Source organism: Vibrio sp. Vb0598 (assembly GCF_033338935.1).
Taxonomy (GTDB): Bacteria; Pseudomonadota; Gammaproteobacteria; order Enterobacterales; family Vibrionaceae; genus Vibrio; species Vibrio alginolyticus.
On sequence record NZ_JAWOTP010000057.1, the window covers coordinates 1 to 2,042 of the forward strand.

The 2,042-nt window shown below is 48.4% G+C and carries 1 protein-coding gene; it reads left to right on the forward strand.

All coding sequences use genetic code 11. The features are described 5' to 3' along the window. On the forward strand, positions 1 to 2,042 hold a 2,042-nt coding region (locus R7Q38_RS22815), incomplete at both ends, for a pitrilysin family protein (protein ID WP_318114388.1).

The following is a 2,042-nucleotide window of genomic DNA, read 5'->3' on the forward strand; positions in this document are numbered from 1 at the left end:
AACAATCCACGCCGATTCAGCCTGATGCCAACTGGCACGTTAATCAGCTATCCAATGGAATGAAATACCACATCTATCCAACTCAAGACCAAGAAGTTTCGGTTCGTTTGGTGATGCACATTGGTTCGTTCCAAGAAGAAGCCAATCAAAAAGGCTACGCTCACTTCGTTGAGCACATGGCATTTAATGGCAGCACACACTTTACCGGCAACGACGTTGTTAAGCTTTTTGAGCAATCTGGCGGCAGTTTTGGCGCAGATATCAACGCGTTTACCACCTATCAGCAAACCTCCTATAAGCTTGACTTGGCCAATAACGATAAGCTTGAAGATGCCCTGACTTGGATGCGAGACATTGGCGACGGTTTAGAGTTCGCTCCAGCTCAAGTTGAAAAAGAGAAAGGTGTTGTCTTGGGTGAATGGCGACGCGCCAATCCAGATGATAAGTCGTTTTCAATGCACGCGTATGAGGCTTCGATTGAAGGAACGCCTTACGCCGAACATGATCCAATCGGTACTCGTGATGCAATTGAGAACGCGACGTCAAATGGGCTGAAAAACTTCTACGAGAAATGGTATCAGCCGCAGTATGCCGAGCTGATCGTCACGGGCAATGTGGACGCTAAGTCGCTTGCTAACATCATCAAGAACAAGTTCTCGAACTGGGAAAGTACCTCAGATATCGCCATCGAAAAGCGTCGTGACATTCGACTCAATACTCAAGACGAAATTCTGCCAAGCAACTCGATGGAGTCACCAAGCTTGCATTTGGTGATTGAACGCGGCGATCTTCGTCGCGAAACGGTCGAGCAGCAACACGCAGAATGGCGAGACGAAGTGGCCATTCAACTGATTCAACAGCGTTTGATCAGTCTTCTCAATGATGCCGCCGAACCTTACCAATACGTTTATGCGCAGCCTTACTACTCGAACTACCAACGCCTGATGTCGGCGGGTATCTCATTTTCGCCTGACCGCCGTGAACAAATGCACCAAATTTTCATCAGTGCGTTGACGTCACTTCGCGATTACGGCGTGACACAAGCTGAGCTAGAGAGCATCACATCTAACTGGTATGGCGAACTGGCAAATCTTGATTCTGATTGGAGCAAACGCAAGCCAAATAGTTACGCGGAAGCGCGTATTTTCCAATTGGAGCAAGACAGCGTAAGCCAATCGAAAGAGAGCTATGCGCAAAGCTTGGCAGCTTTTTTGGATAAAACGACGCTAGAGAGCGTAAATGCGCAGTTAAAAGAGCTGCTGTCTAATCAACCAAGCTTTGTGATTGGCATGGGCAAAAGTGAAACGCAAGCGCAGTTTGCTGATGTATTCACTGCGCTCAACAGCGCCTACCTACAAGCTGGTGAAAAGCCTTCGGGCATGAACGCCAAAGCGGAAGGCTTCCTGCAACCAGCTGAGGAAGGCAGCATCGTTAGTATGCGTCAAGCTCCGGGTGGTTTTCAGGTTTACACCTTATCAAACGGTGTGGATGTTTGGTTCCAAAAAGACGCAAAAGCCGGTGGCCGTGCTTACATCTACTTCACTAGCCAAGGGGGTAAAGCCGCTCTAGATAAATCGCTTTATCCAGCCTACGAACTGGCTGCCATGACCGCTGTTCGCAGTGGATTAGGAGAGTTTTCTGGCTCAGAGCTGGATGCCTATTTACGTACGAACAACATCGCTTTTGGTCCAATACTCGAGCCAACAGTGCATGGCGTTCAGGTTACGACGCAAAAAAATCGTCTAGTTGAAGCTTTGAATGGCTTGTACAACCTTTCGACCGAAATCAAGGTTGATGAGCGTCAGCTTGCCGCGGTGAAACAAGAGTTTAAGCAAGAGCGCAGCGCTTTCTTGGAATCGCCTATGGGTACGCTTATCCAAGTAGCGAACACCAGCGCTTATACGCCGGATAGTCGTCATCGTTTACTGAGCAGTGATGGTGCCGATACCGTCACGCCAGAGCAGATTCTTGCGGTGCATGATCAACTATTTAAAACTGATCACGGTTACAAAATGGTGATTGTTGCAGACGTTGAGCCTGAG